Source organism: Sphingobacterium hungaricum (assembly GCF_015210005.1).
Taxonomy (GTDB): domain Bacteria; phylum Bacteroidota; class Bacteroidia; order Sphingobacteriales; family Sphingobacteriaceae; genus Sphingobacterium; species Sphingobacterium hungaricum.
On record NZ_MU158698.1, the window covers coordinates 2,227,492 to 2,241,072 of the forward strand.

General features: G+C 37.8%; 13 protein-coding genes. 8 read left to right on the forward strand and 5 right to left on the reverse strand.

Going from position 1 to position 13,581, the window contains the following annotated elements:
* Nucleotides 1–88: 88 nt before the first annotated feature.
* Together C4F49_RS12915 and C4F49_RS12920 are read right to left on the reverse strand one after the other, a co-directional pair.
* Complete coding sequence (locus tag C4F49_RS12915) at nucleotides 89–1,954, reverse strand: TonB-dependent receptor plug domain-containing protein (protein ID WP_196936247.1); 1,866 nt, start codon at nucleotides 1,952–1,954, stop codon at nucleotides 89–91.
* Between the two features lie 66 nt (nucleotides 1,955–2,020).
* Complete coding sequence (locus C4F49_RS12920; protein WP_196936248.1) at nucleotides 2,021–2,965, reverse strand: zinc dependent phospholipase C family protein; 945 nt, start codon at nucleotides 2,963–2,965, stop codon at nucleotides 2,021–2,023.
* Between the two features lie 118 nt (nucleotides 2,966–3,083).
* On the opposite strand from C4F49_RS12920, the gene C4F49_RS12925 reads away from it, so the two are divergent.
* From C4F49_RS12925 to C4F49_RS12935, 3 genes are read left to right on the forward strand one after another with little or no spacing between them, the layout of a single operon-like run.
* Entirely contained in the window at nucleotides 3,084–4,088 is a 1,005-nt protein-coding gene (locus C4F49_RS12925) for a glycosyltransferase family protein (protein ID WP_196936249.1), read from the forward strand.
* The gene (locus C4F49_RS12930) at nucleotides 4,072–4,749 is read left to right on the forward strand and encodes an FKBP-type peptidyl-prolyl cis-trans isomerase (RefSeq protein WP_196936250.1); all 678 of its coding nucleotides are present in this window, start codon (nucleotides 4,072–4,074) and stop codon (nucleotides 4,747–4,749) included. Before C4F49_RS12925 ends, C4F49_RS12930 begins: the two co-directional genes overlap by 17 nt.
* Nucleotides 4,736–5,638: an aldo/keto reductase gene (locus tag C4F49_RS12935; RefSeq protein ID WP_196936251.1), complete on the forward strand. Its 903-nt coding sequence runs from the start codon at nucleotides 4,736–4,738 to the stop codon at nucleotides 5,636–5,638. Before C4F49_RS12930 ends, C4F49_RS12935 begins: the two co-directional genes overlap by 14 nt.
* Here the strand turns inward: C4F49_RS12935 and kdsB are convergent, their stop codons facing one another.
* The gene (gene kdsB / locus C4F49_RS12940) at nucleotides 5,639–6,385 is read right to left on the reverse strand and encodes a 3-deoxy-manno-octulosonate cytidylyltransferase (protein ID WP_196936252.1); all 747 of its coding nucleotides are present in this window, start codon (nucleotides 6,383–6,385) and stop codon (nucleotides 5,639–5,641) included. It lies immediately after the preceding gene.
* A 103-nt stretch (nucleotides 6,386–6,488) separates the two neighbouring features.
* Nucleotides 6,489–7,349, reverse strand: a complete 861-nt coding sequence (locus C4F49_RS12945) for a sigma-70 family RNA polymerase sigma factor (protein ID WP_196936253.1) — start codon at nucleotides 7,347–7,349, stop codon at nucleotides 6,489–6,491.
* A 265-nt stretch (nucleotides 7,350–7,614) separates the two neighbouring features.
* Between C4F49_RS12945 and C4F49_RS12950 the strand changes: the two genes are divergently transcribed.
* The 3 genes from C4F49_RS12950 to C4F49_RS12960 all read left to right on the forward strand — a co-directional run bounded on the left by C4F49_RS12950 (nucleotide 7,615) and on the right by C4F49_RS12960 (nucleotide 9,068).
* The gene (locus C4F49_RS12950; protein WP_196936254.1) at nucleotides 7,615–7,995 is read left to right on the forward strand and encodes an ASCH domain-containing protein; all 381 of its coding nucleotides are present in this window, start codon (nucleotides 7,615–7,617) and stop codon (nucleotides 7,993–7,995) included.
* Between the two features lie 108 nt (nucleotides 7,996–8,103).
* A complete protein-coding gene (locus tag C4F49_RS12955) occupies nucleotides 8,104–8,652 on the forward strand; it encodes a YeeE/YedE family protein (protein WP_196936255.1) in 549 nt (182 codons plus the stop codon).
* Nucleotides 8,653–8,654: 2 nt separating this feature from the next.
* Nucleotides 8,655–9,068 carry a DUF6691 family protein gene (locus C4F49_RS12960; RefSeq protein ID WP_196936256.1) on the forward strand — a complete coding sequence of 138 codons (414 nt, stop codon included), beginning with the start codon at nucleotides 8,655–8,657 and terminating at the stop codon, nucleotides 9,066–9,068.
* 38 nt (nucleotides 9,069–9,106) lie between these two features.
* On the opposite strand, the gene fmt is transcribed toward C4F49_RS12960, so the two are convergent.
* Nucleotides 9,107–10,027, reverse strand: a complete 921-nt coding sequence (gene fmt / locus C4F49_RS12965) for a methionyl-tRNA formyltransferase (protein ID WP_196936257.1) — start codon at nucleotides 10,025–10,027, stop codon at nucleotides 9,107–9,109.
* A 159-nt stretch (nucleotides 10,028–10,186) separates the two neighbouring features.
* Between fmt and C4F49_RS12970 the strand changes: the two genes are divergently transcribed.
* Nucleotides 10,187–11,338 carry an ABC transporter permease gene (locus C4F49_RS12970; protein WP_231388308.1) on the forward strand — a complete coding sequence of 384 codons (1,152 nt, stop codon included), beginning with the start codon at nucleotides 10,187–10,189 and terminating at the stop codon, nucleotides 11,336–11,338.
* Between the two features lie 123 nt (nucleotides 11,339–11,461).
* On the forward strand, nucleotides 11,462–13,579 hold the full coding sequence (locus C4F49_RS12975) for a cation:proton antiporter (RefSeq protein WP_196936259.1): 2,118 nt from the start codon (nucleotides 11,462–11,464) through the stop codon (nucleotides 13,577–13,579).
* Nucleotides 13,580–13,581 lie beyond the last annotated feature (2 nt).

The following is a 13,581-nucleotide window of genomic DNA, read 5'->3' on the forward strand; positions in this document are numbered from 1 at the left end:
GTAGTCCGCTCCGCTACTTCGGGATTAGAAATCCCGATTTATCCTAAGTTCGACATCTCCCTTCGGAAGATATCGAACAGCTTTGTTGCTATAGACCTCTTAAATTATATTTAACGCCAATATTTGTCCAAATGCCTGGCATCGGAACGGCACCAGATTCAATGTAAGTAACGTCAAAAATATTCTGAACATCTGCATAGACATGGAAGTTAGAAAAGGTATATCCCGCTCTAAAATCAGATAGAAAATATTCAGTAGACGATGCTCGTTCATTATAGCGATTCGCTGTGCTTAACAATAGGTTTTTATATTGAAAAGAAAGGTTCAAAATAGCCTGATGCTTTAAGTTTTCAGCCACATACCTAGAAATGAAATCTCCTGTCCGCTCAACAACTGATGGTTTTAAATAATTATAACCAAGATTAATGCTGTAATGCGTGTAGTCGTTGGTTGAGAATTTATACTTAAACGAGGTATTGATTCCATGAATTTTGTTGTTTCCAACATTCATGCTTTGGTACGTTGTACCAACCGTATTTATCCAATCAATAAAATCGGAAATATCGCGGTAGAAATAACCTGCCTGTACTTGGAAATTGTTTTTTGAATAAGATATAGCGGATTCTGCCTGCCATGCGTTTTCCGAAACAAGATCTGGGTTTCCAATGCTTGATTGCTGTATGTATAAATCCGTGAAAGTTGGGATGCGCTGGCTTGAACCAACATTGGCCATTAATTTCCAATCGTCGCTTAGCATGTATCCTAAATCAATTCCTGGAAAGACTTGCCAACCATACTGCGTGTTGTAGTTGATGTACGCGCCGACATTCAACAATAGGTTCTGAAACTTATCTGTTCTAAATTCTGTGTACGCCCCATAATTTTTGCGGTCATGGGCGCCCATGTTATTGCTGGCGATATTTTCGAATCGGGATTCAATGCCTAACCCAAAATCACCAAACCCAGTTTCATAACGGCTATTTAGTTCCATCGAAAACACATTGTTGTAGTGCAAGGATCTGTACAAGTCTAGGTTAGTTCGGATGTAGCGATAATCATCTTCGTTATATCGGTTGCTGATTCGAGGTGATAAATAGAAGTTTGGAGATAGTTGATGCGTACTCGAAATAGTTGCCAACAAAGTTTCGACGATTTCCTGAGCTTCTTTGTCATTTGGCGCTGCATAATACCCATTTGCACCGAAATCATTGTAAATGTAACCCACAGAACTACTGATTTTATTTAGCTCATTCAGATCCACATTTCCCTCATAATATAATTTGGTGTTTTTCGAGGCCGAATTGTATCGCTGTCCATTGGAAAACTCATGTGATGCATACAATTGATGGGTCTGGTTTTCTTTTTTCAATGTTCCGCCCAATTGATAGCCATTTCCGAAATAGATTCCGGATCTACCTTCTTCAGGTTCGACATCCTTAAAGGAAGTCCCCGCATAAGCATGCGCGATAATTGAATTGGAATCCACATCCTTGGTAATGATGTTGATGGCTCCTGTTAGTGCATTGATTCCATAGATCCGAGCGGCAGGGCCTCTCAATACTTCGATGCGCTCGATCGCATCTAAAGGAATTGGAATGTTCATGCTATGGTGTCCAGTCTGAGGGTCTGAAATTTTTACTCCATTTAATAGGATTAAAGTTTGGTCAAAACTTCCTCCATCGACGCTCACATCAGCTTGAGTGCCGAATGGACCGCGCTGACGTACATCAACACCGTTTAAAAACGATAAAACTTCGTTGATAGAACGAGCGGGCAATTTTGCGATTTCTTCTTTTGAGAGAATCTCAATGTTCCGTGTGGTTTTTTTAAATGGAATCTGCAGACGATTTTCTTTGATGAGAATTTCATCTATCGCGCTAGTATCTGAAACAGCAGTTTGAGCAAAAACAAAAAACGGTGCTGCCGACAGAACTACTAAAAAAAATTTTTTCATAAATTGATTTTTTGCTCGGCAAATCTATAAAATTTTCCGAATTAGAATTTTTAAATCATAAAAAACTTATTGCCACTCTTCTCTTCCCAATCTTTTTGTCTTTACATTTTCAGTACTATCCCTGACAAATGTATGTTGCGTATTCGCTTTAGAAAGTATGGGTTGACCAGCGTCTACCCATGCGGAAAACCACAATGAACTAACCATTAGAATGCTTTCTTTCATTCTTCGTTCAACCATTCCGTTTAAAGCTTCGTGGTAAGCGTTGCAATAAAAATCAGAATAGGTCCATTGGATTGATCCATTCAGATTGCTGTAGGATCTTTGTTGTGATTCGGGTATTTCCTTCGATAATTTCCTTTCCGTTTGCAGTACTTCATCAACTAGTTCGTTACTTTCTTTAACTATTTTCCAAGCCTGTTCCAAAGGATCGGTGATGTATATGGCTTTGCCAACCAATAGGTCGTAGGAGCCCACATAGAGCTGAGGCAATCGGCTTTCCCAGAATGCGTGGATGCCTATTTGTCCAGTTTCTTGACCGTTGTAATTCCGAGTGGTATGCAACGGAACATGCGCATCGGCGACGTAATGTCCCAAATCTGCAGAATATCGAATGATTTTGGAGGTATTCCTTTCGGAAAATGCGCGAACGAGATTTTGGTAAGTCAGATTGATTTGCCAAGGGACAATTCCGATAGCCAACAATTTTCGTTCTTCATATTTTTCAATGGCGTCAGACCAATGTATTGGGATTGAATCTACCGAGTCGGATTGGAAATCATCCAAATCGATATAGTGGCGGGGCGATTCATTCGTGTCACTGTAACACCTTTTGTCGGCATCAACCGCTCGTTCGGTAATTTCGTCGATATGTTCTTTGTAAAAAGCTGCTAATTCTTTGGGCAAAGAGTATACGGAATGGCGATTTATTAATTTGTGCGCAAAAAATCCCCATGACGATAAAAGAATTGTCGTCAAAAGCAATAAGCTGCTGATTATCAAATTTTTCATTCCTATTTGACTGTTACTAAAGTATAAAAAATGTTATAAATATGTGAATTCATCTAAAAGGTTTAGCTTGCATGTTTAAATTTTCGTTACTTTGTTTAAACCGTGTTTTAAATAAGGAATGAAAATACTTTATGCAGTTCAAGGTACCGGAAATGGACATTTATGCCGGGCAATCGATATTATTCCCTGTTTGCAGAAACATGGAGAGGTAGACGTGCTGGTCAGTGGAATTCAGGCAGATATCTGTTTGGATTTTGAGGTTAAATACCGTTTGCATGGCTTAAGTTTTATTTTTGGAAAATCAGGAGGGGTAGACCTATGGAGGACCTTTTTAAGCAGTACAGTCCGAAAATTTATTCAAGAAATCAATTCATTACCAGTTGAGCAATATGATTTGGTCATCAATGATTTTGAACCTATTTCTGCATGGGCATGTCAATCCAAAGACATTCCTTGCATTGGTTTAAGCCATCAGATAGGCGCTTTAGATCCATCGAGTCCAAAGCCAGAAGAAAGCGATATGCTTGGAAAGTTTATCATGAAAAATTATGCTCCTACCTCGAATTCGTATGGATTTCATTTCAAGTCTTATTCAGAAAAAATTTTCACGCCTGTTATCCGCCAATCAGTTCGTGAACTGACGCCGAGCGATCTAGGGCATTATACGGTTTATTTGCCTTCCTATGATGATGCTCATTTATTAAAACAACTTTCAAAATTTCCTGACGTGCAATGGGAGGTTTTTTCGAAGCATAACAAAAAGGCATTTTCGGTGAAGAATGTCTCCATTAACCCGATCAATAGCGACGCATTTATAAAAAGCATGGCTTCTGCTTCCGGAATTTTGTGCGGAGCAGGTTTTGAAACACCTGCAGAGGCGTTGTTCCTGAACAAAAAGTTAATGGTGATTCCCATGAAAAATCAATACGAGCAACATTTGAATGCAGCCTCACTGGAAGAGCTTGGGGTTCCAGTCGTTAAGAGCTTGAAAAAGAAATATGAATATGCAATTGAAGCTTGGCTAAATGGCAAAAGCCGAATTAAAGTTGATTTTCCAGACAATACGCAACAAATAATTGATAAAATAATACGTAAACACTCACCTAATGAAAAATCTATTTAAACTAATTTTTGTAAGTATCAGCACTTTTTCTTTTGCGCATGCGCAAGGTCTTCAAAACTCGGTTGATTCGGTTTCTTATGCTTTGGGTCAAGATATTGGCCGGTCATTGGTTGGTACTGGCGCGACGCTTAATGCAGAAGTTTTGTTGCAATCACTGAATGAAGCCATTTCTGGAAAGCCAAGTCTATTTAATGAGGAACAAAGCATGACCATTATTCAGACTGCAATGCGGAAAGCCTATGAAGAGAAAGCTGCGAAAGCAATAAAAGTCAATGAAGATTTTTTGGAGTCCAATAAAACAAAACCCAATATCGTCGTTACGCCAGAAGGCTTACAATATGAGGTTCTGGTTCAAGGAACTGGTGCTAATCCATTAGCGACTGATGAAGTGGAAGTTCATTATGAAGGAAAATTAATCGATGGAACGAAGTTCGATAGTTCTTACGACCGAAATGAACCTATTGTACTGACCTTAAACCGTGTCATTGAAGGCTGGAAAATTGGAATTCCATTAATGAAAGTAGGTTCGAAATACCGTTTTTATGTTCCTGCTAGTTTAGGTTATGGCGAACGCGCACAAGGTGAAATTCCTGCATTCAGCACCTTGATATTTGATGTTGAATTATTGAGTATCAAAGAAAAAGTAGATGAACCAGAATAAGCTAGGGAATTCTGACTTAAAGGTATCAGCAATCGGCTTTGGAGGAATGTCTTTGAAGCCGGCTAATAAATCGGAAAATCAGCGGATTCTTTCGGAAGCTCTGGATGTCGGCATCAATTATTTTGATACCGCGGATTTGTATGATCAGGGGGAGAATGAAGTCTTGTTGGGAGAAGCGTTAAAATCATACCGAAATGCTGTTTGCATCGCTACGAAAGTTGGGAATAAATGGCGTGAAGATGGTTCAACTTGGGATTGGAAAGCGTCTAAAAGTTATATTTTACAAGCTGTAGAAGATTCGCTAAAAAGACTAAACACAGACTACATCGACCTGTATCAATTGCACGGCGGAACTATCGAAGATCCAATTGATGAAATCATCGAAGCTTTTGAAACCTTAAAAAGTCAAGGTAAAATAAGGGAGTACGGTATTTCTTCTATCCGTCCAAATGTAATCAAAGAATACTTAAGCAAATCAAAGCTGACTTCGATCATGATGCAATATAGCCTGCTTGATAGACGTCCTGAAGAATATTTTGAACTGATCGATCAACATCACGTTTCAGTAATTTCACGCGGTGCTGTAGCCCAAGGACTCTTGATTGACAAACCTGCAAAAACGTATCTATCTTATGTTGAAAATGAGGTAAAGCAAGCGCAAAAGATTGTACATGATTTTGCGAAGCAACAGGAGGTTTCCGCTCAGAGTGTTAGCCTTGCTTATGTCTTAGCCCATTCTACAGTCGCCAGCGCTGTTGTTGGCATACGCACTACCGAACAGATGAAAGATTTGTCGAAAACAATTCAAGAATTAGATAATTTGAGTGCGCATGAACTGCTTGAACTTTCGAGCGCATTTAAAACCATTCAATACGCTGATCACCGTTAATCAAGAATTAGAAAAATATTTCTGTTTTATTTTTTCCAAATCTTCCGGCGTGTCGATCGCATCATTGGCGTGAGACGATATCGCTGTTTTGATTCTATAACCATTATCGATCCAGCGCAACTGTTCTAAAGATTCAGCCTCTTCTAAAATGGATTTCGGCAGTTGGATTAATTCCCGAAGCACTTCAGTTCTGTAGCCATAAATGCCAATGTGATTATAATAAGTCAGGTTATTCAACCATTCTTTTTTAGCATATCCTCTTAAAAAAGGAATGGCTTGTCTCGAGAAATAAACCGCCTCCAATGCATTATTTAAGACAACTTTAGGCTTGTTTTCATTAAATAAATCATCTTCTGTCAAGACTTGATGTACTAAAGTTGCAATTTGAGTAGATTGTTCTTCGAAACAAGAAGCTAATAATTCTATCTGTTGCGGATTAATGAAAGGCTCGTCGCCTTGGATATTAATAGCAATGTCAAATCCTGAGATTTTCGAAATCACTTCCCCACATCGATCCGTTCCTGATTGATGGTGTTTTTCGGTTAAAATCACATTTCCTGCAAAATTACGGACATGCTCAGCTATTCGTTCATCATCTGTTGCCACAATGACTTCATTCAGGCATGTCGCATGTTTAGCTTGATTGTACACACGCTTAATCATTGACATACCGCCGATATCCACCAATGGTTTTCCGGGGAAACGGGTAGAGTCGTAGCGAGCAGGAATTATTCCGATTATTTTCATGATTTAAAAATAAAAATTAATATCGATTTTTTACAACGGAATATGAAGTGCAAAAAAAATGCGCAGGGATTAACTGCGCATTTACTAAATAACTAAATGACTTTTAGCCTAAATAAGATTTTAAAATTTTACTGCGAGAAGTATGACGAAGACGTTGTAAAGCTTTGTCCTTAATTTGACGTACGCGCTCTCTCGTTAGGTTAAATTTCTCTCCGATTTCTTCTAACGATAATTGATGATTAGAACCTAAGCCAAAGAACAAAACGATAATTTCGCGTTCTCTTTCTGTCAATGTAGAAAGAGATCTTCTGATTTCTTCAGACAAAGATTCATCGATCAATGAACTATCCGTTTCAGGATCATGATTTTCAAGAACATCTAGCAACGTGTTTTCCTCACCTTGAACAAATGGCGCATCCATAGAAACATGTCTTCCGGAGTTACTTAAAGTATCCGACACTTTGTCTACTGTTGTTTCTAAGATATCAGCTAATTCTTCAGGAGAAGGTTCACGCTCATATTCTTGTTCTAATTTTGAAAAGGCTTTACTGATCTTGCTTAAAGAACCCACTTGATTCAACGGTAAGCGTACGATACGCGATTGTTCAGCGATAGCTTGTAAAATGGATTGACGAATCCACCATACAGCATAAGAAATGAATTTAAAACCTTTAGTTTCGTCAAAACGTTTCGCTGCTTTAATAAGGCCTAAATTACCTTCATTAATCAAGTCACCTAAGGTTAAACCTTGATTTTGATATTGTTTTGCTACCGAAACGACGAAACGTAAATTTGTTTTTGTCAGTTTTTCTAATGCTACTTGGTCACCCTCGCGGATACGTTGAGCTAAAATAACTTCTTCCTCTGCAGTAATTAAATCAACTTTACCAATCTCATGTAAATACTTATCAAGTGATTGTGATTCACGATTGGTTATCGATTGTGTAATTTTGAGTTGTCTCATCTATTATATAAATACCTTTCCCTGTAAAATGTTTGCAAATATATGATTTTTTTCTCTAGAAAATCTAATATTAGTGTAATTTGAATACTCATTATTAGATTGTTAAGGTAGATTTTGTAACTATAAGGTAACTACAAAAACTGTTCCAACATTTAATTTTTTGGTTTATTTATTTAATTAATAATATTTGCTTGTTTATTAAATCAGCATTGGTACAAATTAAGGATTTGAATTCAAATTAACAGAATAATCATTAAATTTAATTATGAAAGCTTTAACGTTGAAACAGCCCTTCGCTACCTTGATCTGTTTAGGGATAAAAGATGTTGAGAATAGGTCATGGCAAACGGCTTATCGAGGCAAATTATTAATCCACTCTTCGACGAAGCCGTATGGAAATTTAAAGGATTCGCTATTGATCGAAAAATATGACCACATCGATTTTGAATACGAAAAGCTTGACTCCATCGAATTTATAAATTCTGCTATTGTTGGGGAAGTCGAATTGATTGATATTGTTACAGACTCGACAAGCCCTTGGGCGCAGCAAGGCAAATATCATTGGCTATTAAAAGATCCATTGCTATACGAACATCCAATATTAAATGTTAAAGGACATTTAAATTTATGGAAATTTAACATGTAAAATAATTTACTTGCCAGAGTAAATTCTTAATTTTGAGACAATGTATCGAACATAATGCCCAGATGTTAGTAATACAGGTTGTAAAGAATCTACTAAAATAAGTTCTTCATGGATTTAATTATGAAACCCTGGCCATGGTATATTGGAGGCCTGCTTGTTGCCATCGTTATGCTAAGCTTGATCTTAGTTGGCAAAAATTTTGGATTTTCTTCTAACTTTCGAGTGATGTGCTCGGCGCTTGGCGCAGGAAAATATAGCAGTTTCTTTAATTTCAATTGGAAAAGCCAGCGTTGGAACCTGCTGTTTTTATTTGGTTCCATCTTAGGTGGTTTTATTTCTAAATATGCACTGTCTGATGGGCAATCTCCTGCTATTTCTTCCGAGACAGTTGCGCAGTTGCATGATTTAGGATTTTATAGTGCCGGCAATTCGTATTATCCGGTTGAATTATTTGATAATTTATCAACTTACAACGTGATTTTATTGGCAATAGGTGGTTTGCTTATCGGTTTTGGGACACGTTATGCCGGTGGATGTACTTCCGGGCACGCGATTTCAGGTTTAAGTGATTTACAATTGCCATCACTCATTGCGGTTATCGGCTTTTTTATCGGAGGCCTGATTATGACTCACGTATTGTTTCCTTTTATATTTTAACCATGAGAAACTTAACTTACATCTTCCTCGGGATTATTTTTGGCGTTGCCATGTACAAAGCAGAAGCGGCATCATGGTTTAGGATTTATGAAATGTTCAATTTTCAATCCATCCATATGTTTGGCTTTATCGGGACAGCTCTGCTGATCGGATTAATTGGAGTTCAATGGATCAAGCGAACTCATAAAAAAGATATCGATGGACATGCTATACAAATTGCGCCGAAGGAAAAATCGATCGCACGTTATTTATTTGGCGGAGTTCTGTTTGGCTTAGGTTGGGCATTAGTTGGCGCTTGCCCGGGACCTATTTTTGTTCTATTAGGAGCAGGTTTAGTACCAATGATTATTGTGATAGTTTTCGCTCTGATCGGGACATTTTTGTATGGAATTTTAAAAGATTATTTGCCTCATTAATAGGTAAATAATCTTTTAAACAACCAGAGAAGAATTCTTTAGCTCATTCGATAACCTCTTAGAAATTCCACAACTTCCATTTTCTTCTTGCCCTCTAATTGAAGATTTAGGATATGCAGAAAACCATCCTTTGCGGCAATTTTGATGAATGTTTTGCCATCAGATAAAATTGTTCCAGGTTCTACAGAAGGTGTTGCAATTTCTTTTGCTGTGGCATAAATTTTCAAGACTTTATTGTCAATGTAAGAAAAAGCAGCAGGATAGGGGCTTAATCCACGAATCAAATTGTACACATCATCAACGGGTCTGTTCCAGTCAATTTTACAATCCTCTCTAAATATTTTTGGTGCTTCTTTTAATTCTTGGCCTTGTTGCGCTTCCTCCTGAGGTATTGGCTTCAGCTGGTTTTGTTCAATCGCTTCGATTGTTTTTAGTAATGTTTCAGCACCGGCTTGCATCAATTCATCATGCAATTCGCCTGCGTTTTCATCTTCGCGAATCGATACTTCTTTAGAAAATAAAATATTTCCTGTATCGATTTTATGCTGCAGTAAAAACGTAGTGACACCCGTTTTTGTTTCGCCGTTAATTAGCACATGATTGATGGGCGCAGCTCCTCGATATTGTGGCAACAATGAAGCGTGTACATTAACCGTTCCCAAAGGAGGCATATTCCAAACCACTTCGGGCAACATGCGAAAAGCAACAATGATTTGTAAGTCTGCCTTGAAGGATTCAAGCGCAGCAAGAAATTCTGGATCTCTTAGCTTTTCAGGTTGCAGTACAGGAATGTTGTGCTGTACCGCATATTGCTTAACCGCAGATTCATGAAGTTTTTGCCCTCTTCCGGCAGGTTTATCGGGCGAAGTAACTACTGCGACGACTTCTTTATTTGATTTTAATAGGGCATCTAAGGACGCAACAGCAAAATCTGGTGTCCCCATAAAAATTATACGCATTCTCGAAAAATATGATGATTTGACACTAAATATTAAACCTTGTCAGCTGACAAATTTTATTAACTTTGCTAAGTTACAAATTTTATCATCTTGAATTTTCCGTTTTTTTTAGCAAAACGAATTACATTTGTTGGTCAGAGAACCTTCTCAAAATTGATCGTGAGAGTCACAATTGGAGCATTGACGCTGGCCATCATTGCAATTATTTTGTCAGTCGCGATTCTCAATGGTTTCAAGGGCGGAATAACGGATAAACAGCGTGGATTTTTTGGCGATGTCATTGTAACCAAATATGATTTAAACTCTTCTTACGAGAATACGCCTCTTGCTTTAGATTCTACAGAAATCAATGAAATCAAACAGCTTCCTAATGTTGTAAATCTTTATCCATTTGCAACCAAAGCAGGAATTATGAACGTGAATGGTGAAGTTGAAGGGGTTTTGCTGAAGGGAATCGACAAAGATTACGACCAAGAATATTTGTCCAAAACACTTTTAGAAGGCGATACAATTGATTTCATCCACGACGAGGATGCGGAAAATAAAATATTGTTATCCTCTTATCTGTGCAATCGCTTACACCTGAAAGTTGGCGATGAGTTCCTTATGTATTTTATCCAAGAGCCTATTCGGAAGCGTAAGTTTAAAATTCAGGGTGTCTATTCAACAAATTCGGATGAACTGGATAAAATTTATGTAATTGGTTCACTGAACTTAATTCGACGCTTGAATAATTTGGGGCCGAATGAAGCTGGAGGTTACGAGATTCGGATAAATAATTTTGCTTTATTGGATTCAACAACTCGCTTGGTTGATGAAACCTTACCGCTAGAATTAACAGCCACAAATGTCGTTGAACAATTGCCGGATATTTTCAATTGGCTAAATATGCTGGATATGAATGACAACATTATTTTTGCCTTGATGGTGATTGTCGCAGTCATCAATATGATTTCAGCTTTGTTAATCAGCATCTTAGAACGGTCGGCAATGATTGGAGTCTTGAAAGCATTGGGTATGGCCAACAAAGGCATCAAGAAAATATTTTTATACAATTCACTCTACTTAATCGGTTATGGATTGGTTTTGGGAAATGGAATTGCCTTGGCAATCTACCTTTTTCAACGCTCCACTCGTTTTTTTAAATTGGATCCATCGATTTATTACATCGAATACGTACCCATGTTTATTCATTGGTACGATGTCGTATTATTAAATGGCGCATTAATTGTGATTGCGCTGTTGACGATGTTTATTCCTTCGATGCTTATTTCGCGCATTTCTCCGATTAAAACCTTGCAATTCAAATAGCTGAAACATTATTAGAATCGTAATGTTTACTTTAAATTAGCTTCTTAATGATTTCCTAATTTTGAGAGGCCGTTTTATTATATTATATTGTCATAATAGTTAATAAGTTTCTAAAATTTTTGCATGCTTGAACATATACAAAAAGCTTTCGAAGCACCGATAACAAACCCAGTTTTGGCGTTTGCGCTAGTGCTTTTTATTATTTTGCTATCACCGATTTTACTTAGGCCAATTAAAGTCCCGGGCATTATCGGATTGATTATCTCTGGTGTAATCATCGGTCCTCATGGATTGAATTGGTTAGAACAGAATGCGGCCGTTCGTTTATTTTCTACGATTGGATTGCTCTACATTATGTTTATTGCGGGCATCGAATTGGATATGAATGAATTCCGGAAAACGAAAAACAAGAGTTTGCTTTTTGGATTTTTCACGTTTATTATCCCGATTTGTATTGGATTTCCAGTCTGTCATTATATCTTAGGCTACGACTTGTTGCCGAGTATTTTGATTGCCAGTATGTTTGCGACCCATACTTTGGTGAGTTATCCAATCGTTACAAGCTACGGGATTTCGAAAAATGAAGCTGTCGCGATCACGATTGGCGGGACGATTTTAACCGATACGGCGGTGTTGATTATTTTGGCGGTAATTACTGGTGCTTCGCAAGGAAATATCAATAGCCAGTTCTGGCTTACTTTGGCGCTCTCTTTTGCCGTTTTTCTATTCATTATGTTTGGCATCATTCCTCGTATTGCCAAATGGTTTTTCCAAAAGATTGAAAGTGAAAAAACGGCTCACTATATTTTCGTGTTAACCGTAGTTTTCTTTGCTGCATTTATGGCTGAAATGGCTGGATTAGAACCGATTATTGGTGCTTTCGTTGCAGGGTTGGCATTGAATAAACTAATTCCGCATTCGTCGGCTTTGATGAACCGAATTGAATTTATCGGGAATGCTATTTTTATTCCTTTCTTTTTGATTAGTGTAGGAATGATTGTGGATGTCAGTGTGTTATTTAAAGGGCCGATGGCAATTATTATTGCGGTGACATTGACCATTGTCGCGATTTCTGGAAAGTTCTTAGCTGCTTGGGCGACACAATTGTCTTTTAAATATTCAAAAAGTCAGCGAAATCTAATCTTTGGATTAAGCAACTCGCACGCTGCCGCGACCTTAGCAGTTATCATGGTGGGGTACAGCAACGGCATTATTGACGAAAATGTGCTGAACGGTACAATTATTTTGATCTTGATGACCTGTATTGTTGCATCGGTAGTGACAGAAAATGCGTCGAAAAAAATTGTTTTGGCGGGTGAACAGGATCATACAGGCGTAGAAGAAATTCAGGAGAAGGATGAGCAAATTATTATTCCAATTGCAAACATGGATACGATGGAGCCGATTTTGGATTTTGCAACTTTAATAAAATCGAAGAAATCACCATTTCCATTAAATATTTTGAGCGTCGTTCCCGACAATGACCAAGCTGAAAGAAATCTGGCAAATGCCAGAAAAAATTTAGATAATACTGCAAAATATGCATCAGGCTCAGAAACGGATGTAGAATTGATTTCCACAATCGATCATAACATCGCTGGGGGTATCAGCAGAACCGAACGCGAATTGGCTGCGAATTGCTTAATTCTCGGTTGGCCGAGTGCAACCTCATTTATCGATAAAATTGTTGGTGAAAAGGCTGAAAGTATCCTGAACCGCACAGATGCGAATTTGTTTATGTGTCGATTCAACAAGCCTTTTGTAACTCAAAAAAGCGTCATCATTTTTGTTCCACCTTTGGCGGAATCAGAATTAGGATTTGATTTTTGGATGGAGAAAATGATTTTGCTAGCAACAGAATTGTCCTTACCTATTCAATATGTCTGCAACCAGCGCACAGAGAAAGCCATAGTTGCCAACCTGGAAAGTTTGAAAACAAGCGTTCCTGTCACGTTCTCGAATTATGAAAATTGGGATAACATCAATGGACTGACTTCATTCTCTGACGATAATGCCATTTTGGTATTTGTTTCTGCAAGAGAAAGCGAAGTGTCTTATCGCGATTCATTGGATGGTTTGGCCAAACGCATCGGCAGGTATTATAAAAATCAAAATGTTATTCTTCTATTCCCGAGCCGGATTAAAAATCAGCACATTGACGAATACGAAGATGTTCAAACCGCACCTATCTTCAGAAAAATCAGTAAGGAAATAGGCAATATGTTTACTAAAGAAAAATAAAA

Bases quoted from the DNA above. Each gene is read 5' to 3' on its own strand.
- C4F49_RS12915 (WP_196936247.1), bottom strand. From the start codon at position 1,954: ATGAAAAAATTTTTTTTAGTAGTTCTGTCGGCAGCACCGTTTTTTGTT.
- C4F49_RS12920 (WP_196936248.1), bottom strand. From the start codon at position 2,965: ATGAAAAATTTGATAATCAGCAGCTTATTGCTTTTGACGACAATTCTT.
- C4F49_RS12925 (WP_196936249.1), top strand. From the start codon at position 3,084: ATGAAAATACTTTATGCAGTTCAAGGTACCGGAAATGGACATTTATGC.
- C4F49_RS12930 (WP_196936250.1), top strand. From the start codon at position 4,072: ATGAAAAATCTATTTAAACTAATTTTTGTAAGTATCAGCACTTTTTCT.
- C4F49_RS12935 (WP_196936251.1), top strand. From the start codon at position 4,736: ATGAACCAGAATAAGCTAGGGAATTCTGACTTAAAGGTATCAGCAATC.
- kdsB (WP_196936252.1), bottom strand. From the start codon at position 6,385: ATGAAAATAATCGGAATAATTCCTGCTCGCTACGACTCTACCCGTTTC.
- C4F49_RS12945 (WP_196936253.1), bottom strand. From the start codon at position 7,349: ATGAGACAACTCAAAATTACACAATCGATAACCAATCGTGAATCACAA.
- C4F49_RS12950 (WP_196936254.1), top strand. From the start codon at position 7,615: ATGAAAGCTTTAACGTTGAAACAGCCCTTCGCTACCTTGATCTGTTTA.
- C4F49_RS12955 (WP_196936255.1), top strand. From the start codon at position 8,104: ATGGATTTAATTATGAAACCCTGGCCATGGTATATTGGAGGCCTGCTT.
- C4F49_RS12960 (WP_196936256.1), top strand. From the start codon at position 8,655: ATGAGAAACTTAACTTACATCTTCCTCGGGATTATTTTTGGCGTTGCC.
- fmt (WP_196936257.1), bottom strand. From the start codon at position 10,027: ATGCGTATAATTTTTATGGGGACACCAGATTTTGCTGTTGCGTCCTTA.
- C4F49_RS12975 (WP_196936259.1), top strand. From the start codon at position 11,462: ATGCTTGAACATATACAAAAAGCTTTCGAAGCACCGATAACAAACCCA.